22 protein-coding genes and 1 other RNA gene are annotated in these 21,651 nt (G+C 63.3%); 14 read left to right on the top strand and 9 right to left on the bottom strand.

Translation table 11 applies throughout. From position 1 onward, the window contains the following. Nucleotides 1-556: 556 nt before the first annotated feature. Together FJ949_RS09050 and FJ949_RS09045 are read right to left on the bottom strand one after the other, a co-directional pair. On the bottom strand, nt 557-1,351 hold the full coding sequence (locus tag FJ949_RS09050; protein ID WP_140495862.1) for a thymidylate synthase: 795 nt from the start codon (nt 1,349-1,351) through the stop codon (nt 557-559). A gap of 303 nt (nt 1,352-1,654) precedes the next feature. Next, the gene (locus FJ949_RS09045) at nt 1,655-1,966 is read right to left on the bottom strand and encodes a DUF2853 family protein (protein ID WP_140495320.1); all 312 of its coding nucleotides are present in this window, start codon (nt 1,964-1,966) and stop codon (nt 1,655-1,657) included. A 167-nt stretch (nt 1,967-2,133) separates the two neighbouring features. Between FJ949_RS09045 and ssrA the strand changes: the two genes are divergently transcribed. Next, nucleotides 2,134-2,494: a transfer-messenger RNA gene (gene ssrA, locus FJ949_RS09040) on the top strand. Between the two features lie 117 nt (nt 2,495-2,611). Next, nucleotides 2,612-3,163 (top strand): AAA family ATPase, encoded by a 552-nt coding sequence (locus FJ949_RS09035; protein ID WP_140495318.1) that lies wholly within the window; start codon nt 2,612-2,614, stop codon nt 3,161-3,163. A gap of 46 nt (nt 3,164-3,209) precedes the next feature. On the opposite strand, the gene FJ949_RS09030 is transcribed toward FJ949_RS09035, so the two are convergent. Continuing rightward, nucleotides 3,210-4,415 (bottom strand): multidrug effflux MFS transporter, encoded by a 1,206-nt coding sequence (locus tag FJ949_RS09030; RefSeq protein ID WP_140495316.1) that lies wholly within the window; start codon nt 4,413-4,415, stop codon nt 3,210-3,212. A gap of 186 nt (nt 4,416-4,601) precedes the next feature. Here FJ949_RS09030 and FJ949_RS09025 point away from each other — a divergent pair, with 186 nt between their 5' ends. The 4 genes from FJ949_RS09025 (at nt 4,602) to FJ949_RS09010 (ending at nt 6,415) form a co-directional block, all read left to right on the top strand. Beyond that, nucleotides 4,602-5,291, top strand: a complete 690-nt coding sequence (locus tag FJ949_RS09025) for a TetR/AcrR family transcriptional regulator (RefSeq protein WP_140495314.1) — start codon at nt 4,602-4,604, stop codon at nt 5,289-5,291. A gap of 145 nt (nt 5,292-5,436) precedes the next feature. Further along, nucleotides 5,437-5,970 (top strand): SspB family protein, encoded by a 534-nt coding sequence (locus FJ949_RS09020; RefSeq protein WP_140495312.1) that lies wholly within the window; start codon nt 5,437-5,439, stop codon nt 5,968-5,970. 18 nt (nt 5,971-5,988) lie between these two features. Continuing rightward, on the top strand, nt 5,989-6,186 hold the full coding sequence (locus FJ949_RS09015) for a DUF4169 family protein (RefSeq protein WP_140495310.1): 198 nt from the start codon (nt 5,989-5,991) through the stop codon (nt 6,184-6,186). Between the two features lie 7 nt (nt 6,187-6,193). Then, nucleotides 6,194-6,415: a ribbon-helix-helix domain-containing protein gene (locus FJ949_RS09010; protein ID WP_140495308.1), complete on the top strand. Its 222-nt coding sequence runs from the start codon at nt 6,194-6,196 to the stop codon at nt 6,413-6,415. 12 nt (nt 6,416-6,427) lie between these two features. On the opposite strand, the gene FJ949_RS09005 is transcribed toward FJ949_RS09010, so the two are convergent. Beyond that, on the bottom strand, nt 6,428-8,221 hold the full coding sequence (locus tag FJ949_RS09005; RefSeq protein ID WP_140495306.1) for a chloride channel protein: 1,794 nt from the start codon (nt 8,219-8,221) through the stop codon (nt 6,428-6,430). Between the two features lie 148 nt (nt 8,222-8,369). Here FJ949_RS09005 and FJ949_RS09000 point away from each other — a divergent pair, with 148 nt between their 5' ends. The 4 genes from FJ949_RS09000 (at nt 8,370) to FJ949_RS08985 (ending at nt 10,594) form a co-directional block, all read left to right on the top strand. Then, the gene (locus FJ949_RS09000) at nt 8,370-8,816 is read left to right on the top strand and encodes a MarR family winged helix-turn-helix transcriptional regulator (protein WP_140495304.1); all 447 of its coding nucleotides are present in this window, start codon (nt 8,370-8,372) and stop codon (nt 8,814-8,816) included. A gap of 38 nt (nt 8,817-8,854) precedes the next feature. After that, on the top strand, nt 8,855-9,100 hold the full coding sequence (locus FJ949_RS08995; protein WP_140495302.1) for a DUF982 domain-containing protein: 246 nt from the start codon (nt 8,855-8,857) through the stop codon (nt 9,098-9,100). 267 nt (nt 9,101-9,367) lie between these two features. Then, nucleotides 9,368-9,673 (top strand): hypothetical protein, encoded by a 306-nt coding sequence (locus FJ949_RS08990; protein WP_140495300.1) that lies wholly within the window; start codon nt 9,368-9,370, stop codon nt 9,671-9,673. A 33-nt stretch (nt 9,674-9,706) separates the two neighbouring features. Further along, nucleotides 9,707-10,594 carry a sigma-70 family RNA polymerase sigma factor gene (locus tag FJ949_RS08985; protein WP_140495298.1) on the top strand — a complete coding sequence of 296 codons (888 nt, stop codon included), beginning with the start codon at nt 9,707-9,709 and terminating at the stop codon, nt 10,592-10,594. 62 nt (nt 10,595-10,656) lie between these two features. Here the strand turns inward: FJ949_RS08985 and FJ949_RS08980 are convergent, their stop codons facing one another. After that, complete coding sequence (locus FJ949_RS08980) at nt 10,657-14,526, bottom strand: AsmA family protein (protein ID WP_140495296.1); 3,870 nt, start codon at nt 14,524-14,526, stop codon at nt 10,657-10,659. A 224-nt stretch (nt 14,527-14,750) separates the two neighbouring features. On the opposite strand from FJ949_RS08980, the gene FJ949_RS08975 reads away from it, so the two are divergent. After that, nucleotides 14,751-15,734, top strand: coding sequence for a Dyp-type peroxidase (locus tag FJ949_RS08975; protein ID WP_140495294.1), 984 nt, complete (start codon nt 14,751-14,753; stop codon nt 15,732-15,734). Between the two features lie 109 nt (nt 15,735-15,843). Here FJ949_RS08975 and FJ949_RS08970 read toward each other — a convergent pair whose 3' ends face one another. Then, nucleotides 15,844-16,365, bottom strand: coding sequence for a hypothetical protein (locus FJ949_RS08970; RefSeq protein WP_140495292.1), 522 nt, complete (start codon nt 16,363-16,365; stop codon nt 15,844-15,846). Nucleotides 16,366-16,464: 99 nt separating this feature from the next. Then, complete coding sequence (locus FJ949_RS08965) at nt 16,465-17,880, bottom strand: FAD-linked oxidase C-terminal domain-containing protein (protein WP_140495290.1); 1,416 nt, start codon at nt 17,878-17,880, stop codon at nt 16,465-16,467. Between the two features lie 215 nt (nt 17,881-18,095). Here FJ949_RS08965 and FJ949_RS08960 point away from each other — a divergent pair, with 215 nt between their 5' ends. After that, on the top strand, nt 18,096-18,581 hold the full coding sequence (locus tag FJ949_RS08960) for a thioesterase family protein (RefSeq protein WP_140495288.1): 486 nt from the start codon (nt 18,096-18,098) through the stop codon (nt 18,579-18,581). A gap of 147 nt (nt 18,582-18,728) precedes the next feature. After that, the gene (locus FJ949_RS08955; protein WP_140495286.1) at nt 18,729-18,926 is read left to right on the top strand and encodes a hypothetical protein; all 198 of its coding nucleotides are present in this window, start codon (nt 18,729-18,731) and stop codon (nt 18,924-18,926) included. A 51-nt stretch (nt 18,927-18,977) separates the two neighbouring features. Here FJ949_RS08955 and FJ949_RS08950 read toward each other — a convergent pair whose 3' ends face one another. Continuing rightward, a complete protein-coding gene (locus tag FJ949_RS08950) occupies nt 18,978-19,457 on the bottom strand; it encodes an Lrp/AsnC family transcriptional regulator (protein ID WP_140495284.1) in 480 nt (159 codons plus the stop codon). A gap of 89 nt (nt 19,458-19,546) precedes the next feature. Between FJ949_RS08950 and FJ949_RS08945 the strand changes: the two genes are divergently transcribed. Then, entirely contained in the window at nt 19,547-20,446 is a 900-nt protein-coding gene (locus FJ949_RS08945) for an EamA family transporter (protein WP_140495282.1), read from the top strand. Nucleotides 20,447-20,454: 8 nt separating this feature from the next. Here the strand turns inward: FJ949_RS08945 and FJ949_RS08940 are convergent, their stop codons facing one another. Continuing rightward, nucleotides 20,455-21,351 (bottom strand): dienelactone hydrolase family protein, encoded by an 897-nt coding sequence (locus tag FJ949_RS08940; protein ID WP_140495281.1) that lies wholly within the window; start codon nt 21,349-21,351, stop codon nt 20,455-20,457. Nucleotides 21,352-21,651: the final 300 nt, after the last annotated feature.

Raw genomic sequence — 21,651 nt, 5'->3', positions numbered from 1 at the left:
AATCGGCGCCCGTTGCCCTCGACGGAACCAAGGCTGAAATCTTCTAAAGCGCGTCGTTCCCCCAAAACTGCGGTCACCTTTGGGCGACATAGCTGTCGCCGCCGTGATCTATTGGGAGAGGCGAGACAATGTCTAAATGCAGATAAGTGTGTGTCGAAACGAGCCTTCCGGCGTCTTCACCATCCGCACTTTGCAGACATACCGCGTCTCGCTTGATATGGCGCTTGCGGGAAGGTCATTCCCCTCTGCGTCAGCGGGCTTGCAAGTCGCGCGGGGACAGTTTGGCAGCTTCGCAGCTGGATCGTCGCAGAACGGCTTCATGCTGTTGTTGATGCATTCACACCCGCACTCGGCAAATGCGTGGGCATTGAAAGCGAAGACAAAGACGAGCGCAAATACCGCTGCTGACAGTCGCATGGACGCCTCCCCCGGAAATCTCCTGGCCTGAGGGTAAGGTCGACCGATCTTGTCGAAAAGATATCAAAGCGACGTACCGGCGAGGCACCACCATCGCCACGGCCTCGAGACGTCAGGTCGGCAAGGTTGCGCCGGCGGTTCAGACCGCGATCGGCGCCTTGATCGTCGCGTCGGCGACATAGTTTTCCAGCCGGAAATCCTCGAAGCGGAAGGCGAAGAGATCCTTCACTTCAGGGTTGATCCACATGGTCGGCAGCGTTCTTGGCGTGCGCCGAAGTTGCTCGCGCGCCTGCTCGAAATGGTTCGAATAAAGATGCGCGTCGCCGAGCGTATGGACGAAATCACCGGGCTTCAGGCCGGTCACCTGCGCCACCATCAGCGTCAGCAGGGCGTAGGAGGCGATGTTGAACGGCACGCCGAGGAAGATGTCGCCGGAACGCTGGTAAAGTTGGCAGGAAAGCCGGCCTTCCGAGACGTAGAACTGGAACAGGCAATGGCATGGCGGCAACGCCATCGCCTCCACCTCGGCCGGATTCCAGGCCGAAACGATCAGCCGCCGCGATTGAGGATTGCGGCGTATCTCTTTCACAAGATTGTTTATCTGATCGATCGACCTGCCATGGCCGTCCGGCCAGGAACGCCACTGCTTGCCATAGACGGGGCCAAGGTCGCCATTCTCGTCAGCCCATTCGTCCCAGATGGAAACGCCATGGTCGGTCAGATATTTGATATTGGTTTCGCCGGCCAGGAACCACAAAAGCTCATGAATGATCGATTTCAGGTGCAGCTTCTTGGTGGTGGTGACGGGAAAGCCGCGCGCCAGATCGAAGCGCATCTGGTAGCCGAACACGGAGCGCGTGCCCGTGCCCGTGCGGTCGCCGCGGTCGGCGCCATGATCCAGCACGTGCTGCAGAAGGTCGAGATACTGGCGCATCGGTTCGGCTCGATTCGATTGTGCGAGCATTATAGCTGCTAGACAGGCGGCCGAACACATCAAAACGGCGCAGGCGACGCTTGCCTCATCACTGTTTCGGCGTCTGCGCCGACATCCAAGCAAACTGGCCGCAGCCTCGGTGTCCGTCTTGCAACGCCGGCAATTGGCGAAACCATCGGTGACAGCATTCCTCTCCCCGTCTCTATACGGGGAGAAGATGGCGGCAGCCAGATGAGGGGCAGCACAAGCCGTGCCCGTTACAAACCAGCGGCGCGCTTCAGCAGCCGCGCGAGCACGGAATTCTCAGAGCGAACCGAGCTTTCCCAGGTCCTTGGCAACGAGGTAGTAAAAAGTCACTCGATTCTTGGTGTTGTCTGCGGCCATCGCCTTGCAGGTCTTCTCGATCGCAGCATCTGCCTTCGCCGCATCGGCGACGCCGAGCTTCTTGCCGACCCAGTTTTCCCGGACGCGCTCGAGTTCTTTGGGATCGGTGCAGGACACCAGCGAGGAGTCGCGGTTCCTGAGCGCGATGCCCAGATGCTTGACGATCTTCTCGACAATTTCCGCACTCGCGGCGGCGTCGTATTTCTTCACGTCTGCAAGATAGTCGGCCATCAAAATTCCCCTCGTCGGCGCCACGGATCCGGTCGATGAGGGCTGTGGCGCGCTCCGCAACTCGTGCGCTCGGTCGGTAACTCCTCACCGCGGCAAAGCTTCGGTTGAGACCGTTCCCAAGTCAACCCTGCCGCGTCGCATTTTGACACAGGGACAAAGCACATTGCGGTCTTTCATTTCTGGCGATGGGCCCCTATATTCGCTTCGTCGGCTTGACCGACTATGGCGATAAACTGGCGATGAAATAAGCCGTTCGGACCCGGGGGCGGTACCCGGCGCCTCCACCAAAAACCGCTCTGGAAGACGGAGCGGCTTTTGCTGGGGGCGAAATAGGATCGACGAAGGTGTAAAGATCGTACTTTTGCCCGGCATTGTACCACCGTCATCGGGCTAAACTTATAGTTGCCAACGACAACTATGCGGAAGCACGTCTCGCTGCTTAATGCAGTGCGATAGCTTCAAATCAAGCCCTAGGGGTTCGCACTTCTAGGCGGGGTTCGGAGGTACCTGGCAACAGAAACCTCCACTTCTCCCCCTTTTTCATCTGCATCACGCGCAACGGCACGCTCGCGCCGGCCAGACTTCGTTCGGCCCATGGGAGACGACGCAGTGGAGCCGCGTGCCTCCTTCGTCATGGGTAAAAAAATGCAAAACAATTCCGACCGATTCTTCGTGCTGACCGGCGGTCCGGGCTCCGGCAAGACCGCACTGATCGAAGCCTTGCGCCGTGCAGGGTTCGCCACCTCGGTCGAGGCCGGACGCGGCATCATTCGCGACCAGTCCGCCATTGGCGGTCCCGCCTTGCCGTGGAGCGATCGCACGTTGTTCGTCGAATTGATGCTGTCCTGGGAGATGCGCTCCTACCAAGCTGCGATCGAACAGGAAGGACCGGTCTTCTTCGATCGTGGCGTGCCCGACACGCTGGGCTATCTCCGCCTCTGCGGCCTGGCGGTGCCCGATCACGTCGGCATCGCAGCGAAGCGTTGCCGCTACAACCCTCGTGTCTTCGTTGCCCCGCCCTGGCCCGAAATCTTCACGCAGGATGAAGAACGCAAGCAAACGCTCGACGAAGCCGAGCGTACCTGTCACGCGCTGGTCGGCGTCTATGCCGAACTCGGTTATGAACTGGTACGGCTGCCCCTGGCGCCTGTCGAGACACGGCTGCGCTTCATGCTGGACGAAACGGGATTGGCATGAAAAAGGCCGGGATCGGCCCGACCTCTTTCAATTTATTGGCGATCGCCTACTCCGCCGGCGCTTCGACAGCCTCGCGCGAACGGCCGAGCGTGATCTTGGCCAGGGTGAAGGAGATCACCGCGCAGAGCGTGATGCCGGCGACCATCGGCAACGGCGTGCCGTCGAAAAAGATGCCCGCGACACCCATGGCGAGCGCACCGATGGCGAAGTGCAGCGTGCCCATCAGCGCCGAAGCCGTGCCCGCGATCTCGCCATACTCCTCCATGGCCAATACCGAGGTGGTCGGAATGACCAGGCCGAGAAAGCCATAGCCGACGAACAGCAGCGCCGCCATCACATCCAGCCGGTCCACACCGGAAGCCATGACAGCGAACAGTGCCACCATCGTCGTGGCGTAGCCGGTCACCGCCACCCACACCACCCGCTTGAGCCCGAAACGCTCGGAAAGCAGGCCGGTGAGCTGCGACATGCCGATGAAGGCGACGGCATTGATCGAGAAGAACACGCTATAGACCGAAGGCGACAGGCCGTAATGGTCGATCAGGATGAAGGACGAGCTCGACAGATAGACGAAGAAGCTCGCAATGCCGAAGCCCGCGATCGCCACCAGGCCGAGGAAATTGCGGTCCCCCATCAGGAAACGGTAGCCTGAAAGGGCGGTGCCAAAGGAAGAACCGGCGCGTTCTTCAGCCGGCCGCGTCTCCTTGAGCGAGGTCGCGAGCAGGATGGTTGCCAGCACCGCTGCGGCCGTGACGGTCCAGAACACGGCGCGCCAGCCGAAACTCTCGATGATCTGGCTGCCGGTCAGCGGCGCCAGGATCGGCGATACCGAGAACACCAGCATCAGCAACGACATCAGCTTGGCGGCTTCGTTGCCAGTGTGCAGGTCGCGCACGATCGCGCGCGGAATGGCCATGCCGGCGCTGGCGCCAAGGCCCTGCAGGAAACGGAAGGCGATCAGCCATTCGATGGTCGGCGCCAATGCCGAACCGACGCCGCCGACCATGAACAGCGCAAGACCGCCATAGAGCGGCAGCTTGCGTCCGACCATATCGGAGATCGGCCCGACGACGATCTGGCCGAAGCCCATCGACAGGAAGAAGATCAAAAGGCTCATCTGCACGGCTGCGGTGCCGGCGTTGAGATCCGCGCCGATCGAGGGCAATGCGGGCAGATACATATCGATGGCGAAGGGCCCGATGGCGGACAACAGGCCGAGCACGACCGCGATGCGGAGGAATTTGGGACTCATGATGTTGGCTTCTTTCGAATCTGGTTGCCGCCGCAAGGCGACGTCTGACCCCAGGACGTTCGATCCCGTGGGATTCCGACTCTCCGAGAGCGAATTGTTCGCCTGTCCAGAGGTGAACCCTTTATAGCGTGTCCACAAATTTAGACAGTCTTGTCTAAATCGTCAATCACCTCTATATAGATTTTAATGAGACCGGGTGTTTCTCCTGACAGTTTCCCGCCACGCAGCCACGAGGCCAAGCGCATCTCGGTGGTCGACGCCGCCGCTTCCGTGTTCTGCCGCGAGGGCTTTGCCGGCGCCAATATCGACCTGATCGCCGCCGAGGCGGGTGTATCGCGCCAGACCGTCTACAACCACCATGGCGACAAGGAAAAGCTCTTCATCGCCGTAGTCCGCGATCTCACCGAGCGCTGCAATGCCGGCATCTTCGCCACCATCGCCACGTTCCCGGACCAGCCGAGGGATCTGGAAGCGGATCTGATCGGCTTTGCCGTGCGCCTGAACCAGAACTGCATCTGCAACCGCGACGGAAAATTCCTGCGCAAGCTGATCCAGACCGAAGGCGAGCGCTACCCCGAACTGTTCGCCGAATGGCGCGAACAGGGTCCTGGCAGGACATGGCCGGCAATCGCCGCCCGCTTCGCCCGCCTTGCCTATGGCGGTTACCTCGCGATCGACGACCCCGACGTCGCGGCGCGGCAGTTCCTCGGCCTCGTCAATGCTGAATTGCAGACGACCTTCATGCTCGGCGGCACCCCGGCCGAGGACGAGGTCGTGCAATCGGCGACAAATGGCGTGCGCACCTTCCTGCGCGCTTTCGGCAAGCGCCCCTCCCCGACCAGCGTCAAGAAACACGCCGCGCTTGCCAACGCGTGACATTTGCGGGTGACGCAAGCCGGCTTCCGCGATCAAATCTCGGCAATCGTCCTCGCTTCCTCGCGGCGGCGGTTTATATGCGGTTTACGCCGCGCTCAAGCTTGATTACAGCTATGCGGACGATTCAACGGAACCCGACCGCCACATGGCCGACGACCACATCCGCTATGACATTCTGGCCCAGGAGGCGTTGCGCGGCGTCATGCGCAAGGTCCTGGCCGAGGTCGCGCGCACCGGCCTCCCCGGCAACCATCATTTCTTCATCACCTTCCTGACCGGCGCGCCGGGCGTGCGCGTGTCTTCGCGGCTGCGCGAGCGCTATCCGGAGCAGATGACCATCGTCATCCAGTTCCAGTATTGGGACCTGAAGGTCACCGAGACCGGTTTCGAGGTCGGGCTCTCCTTCTCGGACGTGCCGGAAAAACTCGAAATCCCGTTCTCGGCGGTGCGCGGCTTCTACGATCCGTCGGTTAACTTCGAACTCGAATTCGACGTCAAGACCGAAGGCCAGTCAGATGACGAACCAGCTTCCCAGCCGGCGTCCGAACCGCTCGCCATCGTCTCCGAGAAAAAGCCGAAGGCGGAGAAGAAGGCCGCCGAACCCGAGAAGAAGGCGGCCGATGCCGATGCCGCCAAGGGCGCCGAAGTCGTCTCGCTCGACGCCTTCCGCAAGAAATAAGCCTTCGGGTCGCGCGTCATGGCCGACATCGTCAATCTGCGCCAGGCTCGCAAGCAGAAGGCAAGGCTGGAGAAGGAACGCACTGCCAGCCAGAACCGCGCCCTGTACGGCCGCTCCGGGGCAGAGAAGGAACGCGACCGCCTGGTTGCCGAAAAGGCCGAGTTCTTCGTCGCGGGCCATCGGCGTCAACCGTCGCCCGATCCGGACCCCAAATGAGCTCCAGGTGAGCCCGGTCGAAAAACGCTCGGTGACGATCCGTGGCCACCGCACCAGCTATTCGCTCGAAAAGCCGTTTTTTGACGACCTTGTCGCCATCGCCGCCGCGCGCAATCTGACCCTTGCCGCGCTGGTCGCGGAAGTCGACGAAAACCGGCCGCGTGACACCAATCTGTCCTCGGCGCTCCGGATCCATGTACTGGCCTGGGCGAAGCGCGGCCGCGCCTGACGCCTGGCTCCATCAGGCAGTGCCTTCCTGTTTCCCGCGGCGGGTGCCGAACCCCAGCAGGGCCGTGCGATCGCGCTCTTCCGCCTGCTTCCTGGATCTGACGCGCATCAGGTCCTTCCAGCCGACGTAACCGACCAGCGTTCCGTCGTCGCGTGCCACGACCGGCAGATGCGACACGTTGGCCGTCAGGAGCTTGTCCGACAGGCCTTCCAGATATTCATCGGGATAGGCAAGCGTCACCTTGCTGCCGGCCAGCAAGTCGCCGAGCGTCGTCGTCCGGTGCTTGCCGGCACGCCGCCAGCGCAGGATCGCCGGTGGATCGATGAGGCCGAGCACCTGCCTGTTGCCGTCAATGACCGGGAAGCTCGGATGACGCGTCTCCGGCGCGGTCAGGAATGCCGCTGCGCCATGCAGCGTCATCGTCGCCGGCACGCTCTGGACCTGCGTGGTCATCACTTCGTGCACCCTGGTCAGCGCGAACGGATCGACCCGGTATTCGCGCACCAGATGATGCCCTCGCCTGGCGATCTTCTCGGTCAGGATGGAACGTTTCATCAAAAGCACCGTCACCGCATGGGCGGCGGCGCAGGCCGCGATCAGCGGCACCAGCACATGCGTGTTGCCGGTCAATTCGACCGCGAAGAAGGTCGCCGTCAGCGGCGCGCGCATCGTGCCGCCCATGGTCGCCGCCATCGCCAGCAGCGCCCAGAAGCCGGGATCGGCCGCCGGCAGGAAGCCGGCGAGCACCGCGCCCATCGCGCCGCCCATGATCAGCAGTGGCGCCAGCACGCCGCCCGACGTTCCCGAGCCCAGCGCCACCGACCAGATGACCGCTTTCACCACCAACAACAGGAGTGCTGCCGTCGCAATCGTGCGGCCGTCCAGCATGTTGGATATGTTGTCGTAGCCGACGCCGAGCGCCTGCGGCTCGATCAGGCCGCCAATGCCGACGACGAGGCCGCCGAGCATCGGCCACCACATCCAGTGGATCGGCAGTTTCTGGAAACCGTCCTCGCAGGCATAGACCATCTGCGTCAGCAAGGCAGACAGGAGGCCGGCCGCAATACCGATCAGGACCCAACCGCCAAGACCGGCAAAGGAAATCGCCATGCCGCCCTGAAACGGAAAGATCGGTCCCGGCATGTGCAGCATGGTGCGCTCGACCTCCGCCACGATGGCAGCCACCGCCACCGGAATGAAGCTGCGCGGCGTCCATTCGAACAGAAGCAGCTCCACCGCCAGCATGATGGCGGCGATCGGCGTTCCGAACACGGTGGTCATGCCCGCGGCGGCGCCCGCCACCAGCAGCGTCTTGCGCTCATTGTCGCTGACCGGCAGCATCTGCGCGATCAGCGAGCCGATGGCGCCGCCGGTCATGATGATTGGGCCCTCGGCGCCGAACGGTCCACCGGAGCCGATCGAGATCGCCGACGACAGCGGCTTCAGCACTGCGACCTTGGCGTCCAGTCGCGAGCGCCCGAGCAGGATCGCTTCGATCGCTTCGGGAATGCCGTGGCCACGGATTTTCTCGCTGCCGTAGCGCGCCATCAGGCCGATGATGAGTGCGCCGATCACCGGCACGGCGACCGCGGCATAGCCAAGCGGCGTGTCCTCCAGCCTCAGATCGGCGAGCGTGAATTGACCGAAATAGGCGACGTTGGTGGCGAGCCGGATCAATTTCAGCAGGATGATGCCGGCAAACAGCCCGGCCGTCGCCACCACCACCGCGATGCCCGCGATCAGCAACACCCTGGCGTCGGTGGTGAAATCGCGCAGATGTCCGGGACTGCCCTGTTCGGTCTTCATTGCCTGCCTGCTTTCCGTGGCGTGTCGCTGTTGGAGGATCGGCAAACCGTCAAAACGGCTTTGCCGGCGGCTATGTATCGTAATACGATATAAATATTCAAGCGGGCCTGGCCCGAAATCGTTTGAGCTTTGGCCGGAATGACAACACATGTCTGATATGTCGCATCCGAAAGAACCCCGCCCCGCCATCAGCCAGGCCGACTACCAGCGGCTGTCGGAGTTCCGCTATCTGATCCGCCGCTTCCTGGAATTCAGCCAGCTACAGGCCGAAGACGCCGGTCTGACGCCGCGCCAACATCAGGCACTGCTCGCCATAAAGGGTTTTCCCGGCGGAGGCCCGGTAGCTATCGGCGACCTCGCCGAACGCTTGCGCATCCGCCATCATAGCGCCGTCGAACTGGTCAACCGCCTGTGCGAGGCCGGGCTGATCGTCAGAGATCAGGACAAGGAGGACCAGCGCAAGGTGCTGCTGCAACTGACCGAGCGGGCCGATGCCTGCCTCGCCGACTTGTCGGCCGTGCATCTCGACGAGCTTTCGCGCATCGAACCCATGCTGAGGAGCGTGCTCGCCCGAAAGGACCGCGACACGCTCTAGAGATAAGTTTCGCAACCTAGCTGAATGGAGGCTATGCCATGTACAACATCTGGTTTTCCAAGGCAGTCCCGGTTTCCACAGGCGTTACTGGCGACGTTCGAAATCTGTCCAATGCCGAACAAGCTCTCGACCTTCTCACCAATCACTGGCGCGATGCGGGAAGCATCAAGCATAAGGCTGCGCTGCGGGCGTGCCGGCAGGCCATGAACGGCGGCGTATCGGCCGATACCGCCAGGGATGCTTTTGTCGAAGCCGCGAGGGAAGCGCGCATTCTGGTCGAATAACTGCCGCGCATGGCCTGGGCGTTGTTGGCCCAACCACAGGCCCGACATACCGTCCTCGATCGACGGTGAGCGCACGATGAGATCGCGACAGCCGTCAGCAACGCGCCGTCGTCCATTCAACTTTTGCGAAGCCCGGCTACCATCGGGAAGATGGGACATAAGGGGCCGCATAAAAAAATTCCGGAAACCCCGAATCCTTTGGCTCCGCCGCTTCGTCTCGGACATGAGCGACCTGCAAGGTGCAGGGCCGACAAAGGAACAGACAAGATGAAACACCATTTGATACGTTACAGGACCAAACCGGAGCTGGTCGACGAGAACGAGCGGCTGGTCAAGGCCGTGTTCCAGGAATTGCGGGATAAATCGCCCGAAGGGTTTCGCTACATGACATGGCGGTCCGGCGACGGTACCTTCTTCCATCTGGTCGAGGCGGCAACCGAGGAGCAGGCCGGCACCCTTCCGGGGCTAGCGGCATTCGCGACTTTTCAGAACGGCATCAGGGATCGCTGCATCGAGCCTCCGCATCGCGAGGCGATGACGGTAGTGGGCAGTTACCGGATGCTGGACCACTAGGCGCGGTCAAGCGATGTGGAGAACGGCGGGCGTATGAACATCCTCATTCCTGGCGAGCACCGCGCGCTCATCGAACGCCTGCTTGGGGACTTGCGCCCAAAGCTGCACCGCTATTGCGCGCGCATGACGGGTTCCGTCTTCGACGGCGAGGACGTGTTGCAGGAAGCGCTGGCCAAGGCGTTCGAGGCTTTGCCGAACGCCGGCCAGATCGCAAATCCGGAGGGCTGGCTGTTCCGCATCGCGCACAACACGGCACTCGATTTTCTGCGCCGGCGAGCCCGCGAAAAGGTCTTTTCCGATGAGGATCCGGACATGATCGTCGACCCGGCCAACGCCACCTTCGACCGTCAGGCCGCTGCCGCCGGCCTGCACACCTTCATGCGCCTGCCCGTCGCGCAGCGCAGCAGCGTCATCATGATGGACGTTCTGGGTTATTCGCTGCAAGAGATCAGCGCCGCGCTGGACACCAACGTCCCGGCCGTCAAGGCGGCGCTGCATCGTGGCCGCGGCCGCTTGCGCCAGCTCGCCGCCGAGCCCGAGGATCGGCCGGTTCCCAGGTTGGGCGTCTCCGAACGCCTGTTGCTCGAAGCCTATATCGATCGCTTCAACGCCCGTGATTTCGACGCCGTGCGCGACATGCTCGCCGATGAAGTTCGCCTGGAGCTGGTGGCCAGGACGCGGTTTACCGGACCCAAGGAAGTGGCCACCTATTTCCACAACTATTCCCGCCTCCGCGATTGGCGTTTCGTGCCGGGATTCGTCGAGGACAGGCCGGTGGTCCTCGTTCACGACGGCAACGATCCGGCTGCGCGACCAGCCTATTTCATCCTGCTGGTCTGGCAGGAGGGCAAGCTTGCCGCCATCCGCGATTTTCGTCACGCCCGCTACGTCGCCGACAGCGCCGAACTGCTCGTTATTTGAACGATCGAGGGAAATCCCCTGCCTACTGCCCTACTGCCCTACTGCCCTACTGCCCTACTGCCCTACTGCAAAGACTTCAGCAAATTGTCGATCGTAGACGGATTGAACTGCGGTTTGGCCGGAGGCGGATTGTCATTGGCCACCGGCGGTGCCGCCGGTTCCGGGTTCGGCGTCTGCTCGGCGCCCTTGCGCTCTGCTTCCAGCCTTGCCTTCTCCTGCGAGGAGGTCCGCATCGCCTCCTCGGCCTTTGCCTTGGCATCCGCCTCGGCTTTGACTTTTGCCTCGGCATCCGCCTTGGCCCTGGCCTCTGCTTCGGCCTGCGCCTGAGCTTCCGCCTCGGCTTTCGCCTTGGCGTCGGCCTCGGCCTTCAGCCGCGCCGCCTCCTCCCGCTGTCGCTGCTCCTCGGCCGCCTTGTCGCGCTGGTCCTGCAACGCAGCGTAGTAACGCACTTCGCGCCGCAGCCGCTGCTTCTCCAGCAACGCGGCCTGCATCGCCTCGACCCGCTGCTGCTCCTTCTCGAGCGCGCGCTGGGTCAGGAACTGCGCCAGCGGTTCGCTGTCGAACTGCCGTTTGACGGCGCCGAACGGCCCCTCGACGCTGAAATTCATCGCCGGTTCGGAACCGACGAGCGCTTCGTCGCCGGGCCGGTAGGTGACCGCGCCCTTGGCGGAGACCGTATCGGCATTGAGGTCCGCCGTGATGTCGGCGGACAAGGTCGCCGAAGGATTTTCGAGGCTGATCGGCGGCGCTCGCAGCGTGCCACCTGCAATGGTGAAGGCGATGTCGGTATCCTTTGCCGCGAAACTGCCATCTGCCGCGATAGCGGGCGCGAAGCCGAAGGTCTTGGCTGCATCGATATCGCGGCCGATCGCGTCCGCCTTGGCGAGGAAGGTGCTGAACGCATTGGGATTGACGCCGGCGACCGTGACGCCCTTCAGCGCCGCCGTGCCCGAACCCGACAGAGCGGCGATCATCGCGTCGACCGATTTGCCGCTTGTCGAAAACGCCGCGGAGACATCCCCCTTGCCGCCGATGCCGGCATCCGGCAGCACGGCTGGCAGATCGGCGTCCGCGAGCTTCATCTGGCCGGAGAAAAGCCCAGTGCCGTCATTGTTTTTCAATTCGAACAGGCCGGTCAGCGCACCGCCAAGGAATTTCGCCTTGAGATCGGACACGCGGATGCCTTCCTGGTCGAGCTTCAGCGACAAGGCCGCGTCATAGGCGGTCGCGAATGGCCCTGCGGCAAGGGAAGCCGTGGTCAAGTCGAGATCGGCCGTGAATGGAAGGCTGGATTTCTGGCTGAACGGGGCCGACGGCCACACACCGCCTTTATTGTCTCCGCTCTTGTCCGTGAACGCGGAATCGCCGAACAGCGCCACCGCCATCGGGTCGAGATCAAGTTCGTCGAGCGCCAGCGAGCCGGCCAGATGCGGCACGCCATCCTTGCCGTCAATCCCCTCCTTGACGTCGATGTTCACGTCACCCGACACCGCAGCTTCGTTGATGGCGGCGTTGAGGCCGGAGAGCACCAGTAGGCCGTTGCCGTAATCGGCCTGCGCGGTGAGCGACGTCGACGTGCCTGTCCCCATGCCCGGCAGGCCTATGCCCGATGTCATCAGCCAGGGCTCGATGTCGGCCGCATCGAGGCTGACCTTGCCCTTCGCGACCGGACCTTGCGGCGTGTCGGCTACGGTGCCGTCGAAACCGGCGTTGAAGTCGTTGCCGGCAAGGCTGAAGCTCGTCGCAAGGCCGCCGCCCAGCGTGCCCTTGGCCTGGATGTCGGTGCTTGCCTCGCCGAGCATGCCGAGCGGCAGCGCCGGCAAGCCGTAAAGTGCCAGCAGCGCTGTGGCGTCGGGGTTCCTGGCATTGAAGGTCAGCGCCACAGGCGCTTCAAGAAGCTTGTCGACCGCTCCCTTCCCCGACAGCGAGGCGGAAAAGGACGATCCGCCGGCCTTGCCTTGCCCGCTCACAGCAAGCCCCGTTGTGCCGTCGCCATTGTCGGCGGCACTCACCACAAGATCGACGCGTGAATCCTGGAACAGGTCGGGATAGGCTGCGGCGCGGCTAGCCAGTCCCTTGAGCACGGCATTGTCGGCATAGTGCTGCGCCGCCACGTCGATCAGCGGCTTCAGGTCGACGGCGACGACGGAGGCGTCAAGCTTGCCGGTCGGGCTCGCCGGAAAATCCTTGATCCGGCCTGTGGCGCTGATCGACGCGCCAGCCAGCCCGCCCACCGACAGCCGGTCGATCTCAAGCAGCCCGTCGCGCAGCCTGAGCGCGGTGTCGACCGTATCGGCGGTCAAGCCTCCGGCGCTGACCGGTCCCGCCTTGATCTGGAAATCGAGGTCGCGGTCGGCAAATCGGTTGGCGCCCTTGTCGCTGATGAAGATCGAGGCGAAGGCCGCCAGCCCGTCGACATCGAGATCGCCGCCTTCCAGCCGCATCAGCACCGAGGGCCTGGCATCGTCGGGTTGGCTGGAATCGATGCGGCCGGAAAACGTCGCCTTGCCCAGGACCAGTTCGAGATCGCTGAAGGCCTGGCGCTTTTCGGAGAGATCGACCTTGGCCCGGAAGCCGGCGGCGGGCAGACGCCGGATCGCCTCGTCGACGTCCTTCGACAACCAGGCAGCGAAGCCGGAAGGCTGCGCCACCGCCAGCAGCAGCGAACCGGTGAAGCCGAAATGGTTCTCGACGCTGAGCAGGCCGTCGGCCTCCAGCGTGGCGCGGCCGGGCAGTGTCGCGGCGAGCGATTTCACCGACCAGCCGCCATCGACCGGCTCGGCGGAAAGATGAACGTCGCGAACCGTGGTGTCACCGGCCACCACGGCCGGCAACCTGACCTCGACCGTTCCGGGAATGGTCGGCTTAGGCAGGTCGAGCAAGGCCTGTTCCAGTCCGGCAATGCGCTGATCCAGTGTCAGGCCGGCGCCTGCCGCACCCACGGCCTCGTCGAACTGCACCTGCGCGCCATTGGCCTCGATGGCGAAGCTCGGCTTCTGGCCGAGATCGATCGAGGCCTTGCCGTCGGCGGTATAGGGATTGTCGAGGGGTCCGGTCTCGAAGCGGAATTCATCGATGCCGAGCTTCTGGTGATCGAGCGCGAACTTGCCGTTAACCCGAAAGCCGGGATTGGACTTGCCGGTGCCGACCTTCACCGTCTCGCCATCGGTGCCCCGCAACTGGGCTGAGTTCTTATCGGCGCCGGAAATCTTGAACTGTCCGGAGTAGATGGCGGCGCCGTTGACGATGCCGGCATTGCCGTCAGTTTCGATGACCAGCGGATACGCGTCGGGATCGGCCTTGAGCCGAAACCGCATCTGGCCGTTGGCTTCGGCCTTGCCGGTAGTGGCGGCAACCGTCGTGCGCAGGCCGTCGAACCTCAACGTGCCATCCATGCGCCACGGGCCCGCCAGCGATTTGGCCGAAATGGTCGAATTGATCTCGGACATGGTGTGGCTGCGTCCGCCGGCGGCATGACGCAGCTCGATCTGCCCTTCCGTCACCGTCAGCTTCTCGATCGAGATCTGGTTGAGGTTGAAGGGCGAGGACGGCCGCATCGCCCAGTCGACGGTGCCATTGGCGGCGATGTCGATCGTCGCTTTCGGCCGCACCAGCCGCATGTCGAAAATCAGCACCTCGCCACGCAGGAACGGCGCCAGTTCCGCATCCATCGAAAACGTCTCGACGGTCATCGCCGGCTGGCCGGCGGGGCCGCCGGCAACGGCGACATTGGAGAAGGTTACCGACGGAAACGGCAACAAGCGCGCCGTGGCGTCGCCCTGCACGGTCACCTTGCGGCCGAGAATGGCGCTCGCTTCGCGCTCGAACTGCGCCCGATAGCCGGACCAGTCGACAAAATACGGCCCCACCAGCGCCGCGCACAGCACCAGCACGAACAGGCCACCAAAGATCACGAACAGGCGTGCGAGCATCAGTTCCGAACGGTTTGGTTGAAATCAGCCGCACTCTACCTGCATCCGCGTGTCGATAAAGAGGCAATTCGATCGTCGTCGGCGACAACCATGGACGGCGTTCGATGTTGCGCGGTCGCTCTTGATCGCGATACCTTGCTTTGGGCGTCCTCGCCCTGTTCCGGTCGCGGCGTTTTCCGATCCGGGATCGTCTGAAACAATCCTGGAAAAGCGGAGAATTGGGGATGTCGGGGAAGAACTGGGACCGTGTGCCGATCGATGCGCAGAGCGTCGACGCGCCGCTTTCGCAATCAGCGATTTTCCTTGTCGTCACCATAGCCGATGAACAGGCGGTTCTCGGAAAGGTTTGTTCCGTACTCGGCGACCTTGACGACCTGGTCAAGACTGTCGGGTTTCGCGACCTCGGCGGCCGCCTGTCCTGCATCGCCGGCATCGGCCACGATCTATGGAACCGGCTCAACCCCGGCCGGCGGCCGGCGGAGTTGAAGCGGTTCACGCCGATCAAGGGTGCGGTTCACGCCGCGCCCACGACGCCGGGCGACCTTCTCTTCCATATCCGCTCCGAGCGGCCAGACATGTGCTTCGAGTTCGAGCGTATCCTGCTGGACAGGCTTGGTGCCGGCGTGACCGTCGTCGACGAAGTCTCGGGGTTTCGTTATTTCGATGCCCGCGACCTGCTCGGTTTCGTCGACGGCACAGCCAACCCCACCGGCCTCGATCTGCCCGCCTCGGCGCTCGTTGGCGACGAAGATCCCGATTTTGCCGGCGGCAGCTATGTCGTCGTTCAAAAATACCTGCACGATCTCCAGGCGTGGGCGCGAATCCCCACGCCCGTGCAGGAGGCGATCATCGGCCGAACCAAGATCGACAACATCGAAATCGATGATGACGAAGCGCCGCGCAAATCGCACAAGTCGCTCGCCACCATCGAGGATGCCGACGGCACCGAACATGACATATTGCGCGACAACATGCCGTTCGGCCGGCCGGGGCAACGGGAATTCGGCACCTACTTCATCGGCTATTCGAGATATCTCTGGGTGATCGAGAAGATGCTGCAGCGCATGTATGTCGGCGACCCGCCCGGCGCCTACGACCGGCTGCTTGATTTCTCCACCCCTCACACCGGCACGACATTCTTCGCACCGACACGGCCGATGCTGCAGGTGCTTGCCGAGGCAGCGCCAGAGAAGTTGGCCACTCGGTAAACGACGCACACAGCAAAGCGTACCGACCACGTGCCGGCGGAGAAGCGTTTGTCGTGCTTCGGCGTGCTGCGGAGATCAGCACGCGATCATCGGCGTCATCAGTGCGAATTCAACGCGCGTCGCGCTTTGCCTGCGCCACCTTGGCCGCTTTGCGTTGTCGGCCGAGCTCAGCCGGCCGAACCAGATTCGGCGTCCTCTGGTTTGCCACCGCTCGCATGCCCTTGTGCGCGGTGCGCGCGTTGAACGCTGGACCATCCGTCGGTGCTTTCTGCTTCAGGGCCAGCGCCTTGCGCGCGCTGTCGACCAATGAGACGCGCGCCGTCAACTGGCGGCGCCGTTCGGCCTCGCCATTCAACCGCCGCATGGCCGTCGCCAGCATCGCAAGCTTCAACTGAGAGCCGCCATCGGCCTTTGAAGCGACAGCCCCTTTCGGTGTGCCCTTGCCCCGGATTTCGCGCCGGCGTCGATGCGCCTCGGTCTGCGCCTTGTCGCGCCGCTCCCGAAGGCGTTTGACGAGGCCGGACAGATCGGCGTCAGAAAGGTCCTGGACCGCCGGATGGTGCGATTTCTCCACCAGTTCGTGTTCGTCGGCACTCAGCGCGCGCGCTTCTTCCTTGCGTGAAATCGCCATGACACCACTCCTCCGCTTGGGTTGCCCGTCTTCTGGGCCTTCAGCACACGGAGTCTCGGCCCGATTGGAGGTGGGGTCAAGACGAGCCGATGACGGCGTCTACTCGGCAGCCGGCAGGATCTTGCCCGGGTTCATGATATCGAGCGGATCGAGCGCCTGCTTGATCGTGCGCATGATGTCGACGCCGTGGCCGAGCTCATGGCGCAGGAAGCCGATCTTGCCTTGGCCGATGCCGTGCTCGCCGGTGCAGGTGCCCTCCATGGCGATGGCCCGCATGTTGAGCCGCGCCACGAACTTTTCCGACAGCGCGATTTCCTTCGGGTCGTTCACGTCCATCAGCACCAGGACGTGGAAATTGCCGTCGCCGGCATGGCCGACGATCGGCGCGACAAGCCCCATTTCGGCGATATCGGCCTCGGTTTCGGTGACGCATTCGGCAAAACGCGAGATCGGAACGCAGACGTCGGTCGACAGGCCCTTGGCGCCTGGCCGCAGCGTCAGCGACGACCAATAGGCGTCATGTCTGGCCTTCCAAAGTTTGGTGCGCTCCTCGGCGACACTGGTCCACAGGAACGGTCCGCCGCCATTCTCCTCGGCGATCATGCCGAAGGTCTCGGCCTGCTCGGCAACGCCGGCATCACTGCCATGGAATTCGACGAACAGGCACGGGCTTTCGGGATAGTCGAGCTTGGAATATGTCTTCATCGCCCGCATCTGCAGCGCGTTGACCAGTTCGATGCGCGCCACCGGAATGCCCATCTGGATCGTCGCGATGACGGCGTTGCAAGCCGCTTCGACGCTCGGAAACGGGCAGACACCACCGGAAATCGCCTGCGGAATCCCTTGCAGCCTCAAGGTCAGCGAGGTGATGATGCCGAGCGTGCCTTCCGAGCCGACCAGCAGCCGTGTCAGGTCGTAGCCGGCCGAGCTCTTTTTTGCCCGCTTGCCAGTGGTCACCGCCTCGCCATCGGCCATGACGGCCGTCAGCGATAGCACGTTCTCGCGCATCGTACCGTAGCGCACCGCGTTGGTGCCTGAGGCCCGTGTCGCGGCCATGCCGCCCAGCGAGGCATTGGCGCCGGGATCGATTGGAAAAAACAGGCCGGTGTCGCGCAGATGCCGGTTAAGATCCTCGCGAGTCACCCCAGGCTCGACCGTGCAGTCGAGATCCTGCGGATTGACCGAGAGGATCCGGTTCATCCGGGAAGTGTCGACCGAGATGCCGCCGCCCGGCGCGTTGGTGTGGCCTTCGAGCGAGGAGCCGACGCCGAAGGCGATCACCGGCACGCGGTGCGCGGCGCAGGCGCGCACGATCTCCTGTACCTCGGCGGTCGTTTCCGGGAAGACGACGCCGTCCGGCGCCTGCGTCGGGATGTAGGTTGTCGTATGCGCATGCTGGGAGCGAACCGCCCGGCCGGTCTGAAAGCGCTCGCCAAACCGCTGCTTGAGGATGCCGAGCACGGCGGCGATGCCTTCTTCGTTGCGCTCGACCGGATTGAGGTCGCTCAGGGCCATGAATTCCTCCGCGAATGGACCAGTGTCCATGCTTGTCATGCATTTATGGATGATGCCTAACGCAATTCCAGGAAAAGTGTGAAGCGGTTTTCCCCGGAAAAGCGCCTAGCGCTTTCCCTGGGGAATTGTATCAAAGAGGCGGTCCGACGTTTCCGTGAAACGATGAACCGCTCTTACAACCACGCTCTGTTCAGCACCAGAACAAGGAAGTTGCCATGCCGATCCCCGCCCCTTTTGTTTCTCAGCCAATGGCTATCGAGAAGGACTGGATCGATTATAACGGCCATCTCAACATGGCCTACTACAACGTCCTGTTCGACCGCTGTTCGGATGAAGCCTTTGAGGCGATGGGCATGGGGCTGGACTATGTCAAGAACCGCCGCCTCACCATCTACACCGCCGAAGTCCATGTCTGCTACGTGCAGGAACTGCATCTCGACCACAAGGTCACAGTTTCCTTCCAGCTCATCGACCATGACGAGAAGCGGCTGCGGTTCTACCAGGAAATCCGCCATGCCGACGGCTGGCTCGCCGCGACGTCCGAGCAGCTTGCACTGCATGTCGACATGTCCGGCCCCAAGGTAGCCCCCTTTCCCGCCGACGTGCTGGCCAAGATCGAAGCGATGCGCGCCGCTCACGCAGCCTTGCCGATGCCCGAACGCGCAGGCCGCTCGATCGGCATCAAACGCAAGACGGCTTGAACCCGCCCGGGGCCCGCGTTAACCTTACCGAGGTTTTAACGGGAACAAGCCGATTGGACCGTTGCGCGACTCAGCGGGCCGTTCGAAAACGATCCGCATCGAAGTAGCGACACGGGCGGCGGGGCATAGCCGATTCGGGGGACGTGCATGAAAACCGATATCAAAGTCGAGGTGGACAGGCTCGCCGCCGATCCGCGCATTACCGACTATGATTTCTGGCGCTCGCTGAAGAACGTCAACAACGAGATCTTCCACATCGCCAACAACAATGAGCCGATCCCCTTCGACATGATCCGCTGGCGCGTCATCCTTAAGCAGGCCCGCATGAAGCGCGGCCACGCCTGACGCTGCGGGTAGAGCGGCCACTTCCGTTGACGACATTCCAGGGGTTTGACCTCAACCCTGTCGCCTGATCGCCGCCAGCGGCGAGCGCGCCACCACCGGCGATGACTGGATGATGGCCGTGTTGGTCATCGCGTAGGGAATGATGCGGTCGATCACCCGTTCGAGTTCGGCCATTGAGCCGACATGCGCCAGCGCGATGAAACAGTCCTCGCCGGTTACCCGGTCGCATTGCGCGATCTCGGGCAGGTCGCGGATGATCTCGGCCACGACGGCGAGCTGCCCCGGCACCGGCCTGATGCGCAGCCATGCCGACAGGTTCAGGCCAAGCGCCGCCGGATTGATCCGCACGCAATAGGCTTCGATGACGCCGCTCTCCTGAAGCTGCTTGATGCGCTCGGACACGCTCGGCGCCGACAGGCCGACGGCGCGCGCCAGCTCGGCCGTGCTGGCGCGCGCATCTTTTTCCAGCAGGCGCAGTATCTTCAGATCGACCGCGTCGAGGTCGAGATTTTCGTTTCGAAGGCGCTTCATCAAAAACTCCTTGCATCTGCAAAGCGACTGAGGTCCCTGAACGACCACGACCCATATCAGACGGAAAAAATACCTGCGATACTGATCCGATGAACGATCGGACGCAAGTCCAAACCACGCCCACAGGTGCGGCCTTTACCAGCCTGCCGACGTCGCTGCCGCCGCATGTCTGGTTCTGTGTCAGCGCCGTGTTCCACTATCTCGGCCCTGCCTTCGCCGTGCTTTTGTTTGCGCAGATCGGCGTGCTTGGCATGGCCTGGCTGCGCATCGCCACCGCCGCCTTGATCTTCGCGCCGCTGACGCGTCCGTGGCGGACCTTCGCCCAGGCCGATCGGTCGACACGGCTGCTGCTGCTCGCCTTCGGCGCCTGTCTCGCAGTAATGAACTGCTCCTTCTATCTGGCGCTCGACCGCCTGCCGATTTCGCTGGTGGCCGCGATCGAATTCGTCGGCACCATCGGCGTCGCGCTGGTCGGTCTCCGAAGCGCGCGCAATCTCGCTGCCCTTGCCGTCGCCGTGGCCGGCACCTTGCTGCTGATCGACGTCAAATGGTCCAGCGATCCCCTCGGCCTGTTCTGGGCCTTCCTCAACGGCGCGCTGTTTGTGGGCTATATCGTGCTTGGCCACCGCGTCGCCGCTTCAGGCGCCGGCGGCGGCATCGCCGGGCTCGGCGCCGCCATGGCCGTGGCCTTTCTGGTCGTGCTGCCGATCGGCCTCACCGACGCGTTGCCCGCCTTTTTCTCCGCGCCGCTGCTGCTGGCGGCCATCGGCGTCGGCATCTGCTCCTCGGTCATCCCCTATATCTGCGACCAGCTCGCCATGGCGCGGCTACCGCGGTCGAGCTTCGCGCTGATGCTGTCTCTGCTGCCAGTCACCGCGACGCTGATCGGCATCTTGGTGCTGCGCCAGATCCCCGGCATCAGCGAGTGCATCGGTATTGCGCTGGTGGTGGCCGGCGTCGCCTTGCACAGGCCGGCGAGCTGGCAGTAGATCCTGCGCTAAGCCAGTTTCTCCTTCAGGAAGGCGACGGTCCGGCCCCAGGCGAGATCAGCCGCCTTCTTGTCATAGCGCGCTGCCGAAGTGTCATTGTTGAAGGCGTGATTAGCGCCTTCATAGACATAGACCGTGTATTCGACATGCGCGGCATCGAGTTCCTTCTTGAAGGCGTCGATGCCGGCATTGGTCCGTTCGTCCAATCCGGCATAGTGCAGCAGCAGCGCCGCCTTTATCTTGGAAACGTCCGCGGCCTTCGGCTGCATGCCGTAATAGGCGACACTTGCCGTCAGATCAGGCGCGTTGACGGCGAGCATGTTGGCCGTGCCGCCGCCCCAGCGGAAACCGACGACACTGACCTTGCCGTTGCCGTCCTTGTCGGCTTTGAGGAAAGCCACCGTCGCGACGCCATTCGCGACGGTCTGCGCCGGATCCAGCTTGGTGAACATGTCGCGCGCCTTGTCCTCGTCGGCGGGCGTGCCGCCGAGCGGCGACAGGAAATCCGGAGCGAGCGCCACGAAGCCCTCCAGCGCCACGCGCCGGGCGACGTCGCGTATATGCGGGTTGAGCCCCCTGTTTTCGTGGATGACGATGACGGTGCCGAGCTTGCCCGCCTGGTCCGCCGGCTTGACAAGATAGCCCTTCATCTCGCCGCCGGCGCCGGGATAGGCGATGTCCTGGCCTTTCACGCGGGGATCGTTCTCGGCGACGATGGCCGCCTGGGCGGAGTTGGCAGCCAGCATCGGCGCGATCGCCGCGGCCGCCGCCCCGGATCCCGCAAGCCGGGTCAGTTGCTCCATGAAGCGGCGGCGATCGAGTGTCAGATGCGTGTATTCGTCATAGGCGTCGATCATCGCCTGGGTGATCCCAAGCTTTGCTGGTCTGGCGGCTGCTTTGGTCATGGCGCATTCCTCGGCTTCAGGCTTCAACACCGGAGCTAGATAGGGACGCGGCTGGCCCGGTCCAGCCTGGATGAGCGCAGCGGCAAGCATCGGCCGCAGCCAGTGAAGCCGGCAACGCCGGCGCCCGCTCCATCACTTTTTGGTCATCGCCGATAAATCCTGCCGGCACTGCCACAATGGTAAGGGAAGCTGCGTGCTACCGATGCCCGTCCCATCCCGTCCCGACCAGAAGGACACCCGCCGATGATCATGCCTATCCTCACCAGCGCGTTCGTCCTTGCCCTGGCTGCCGCTCAGGCA

Source organism: Mesorhizobium sp. B2-4-1, assembly GCF_006442185.1.
In the GTDB taxonomy this organism is placed as follows: Bacteria; Pseudomonadota; Alphaproteobacteria; order Rhizobiales; family Rhizobiaceae; genus Mesorhizobium.
This window is presented reverse-complemented; position numbering and strand designations above follow the sequence as displayed.